The organism is Halalkalibacter oceani (genome assembly GCF_023715605.1).
Lineage (GTDB): Bacteria > Bacillota > Bacilli > Bacillales > Bacillaceae_D > Halalkalibacter > Halalkalibacter oceani.
The window spans coordinates 1-474 of record NZ_JAMBOL010000079.1 but is presented as its reverse complement, the minus strand read 5'-3'; the positions used below and the strand labels follow the sequence as shown (position 1 = coordinate 474).

General features: G+C 57.6%; 1 pseudogene. It reads right to left on the bottom strand.

Annotated features, from left to right (window positions below):
* Window positions 1-358 (bottom strand): annotated as a pseudogene (locus tag M3202_RS22080) (hypothetical protein); the annotation flags it as partial.
* Window positions 359-474 lie beyond the last annotated feature (116 nt).

Sequence of the window (474 nt, the reverse complement as noted above, 5' to 3'; positions counted from 1 at the left end):
GGCGCAGCCACGGGCAGCCGTAGCAGGTGCTGTTGGCCGCCGGCGCGCCTGGCTGGGTCAGCGTCTCCCCACACCAGGCGCTCAGCGTCTCGCTAAACAGTAAAATATTGATGCGCCCAATATCTTCCCGCACCCAGCGGTGAAAGACTGCGCAGAGAAACTCTCCCCAAAGCGCGGCGTCGCCGGCCGCCAGCTGCGGAATAAAATGGATAGCGGTGAGCCCCTGTTGACGAAGCTGTGCATAGAACGCCTGCGGTTGATGGCAATGATGCGCCTCCACCACGACAGCCTGAAAGGGAGTGTCATGTTGCTGGCCGGGGGCATGAGTGAGAGGCAAATTCGCCGGACATCCTGTCATGACATATCCCTAATGAATAAAACGATCGGTTGAAGGTGAGTAACAGCAAACAGGAATGCCAGAGAAAGTACTGCGAGTGCGATCAAAAATTTGTCACGAACCGCCCGCGGCTGTAA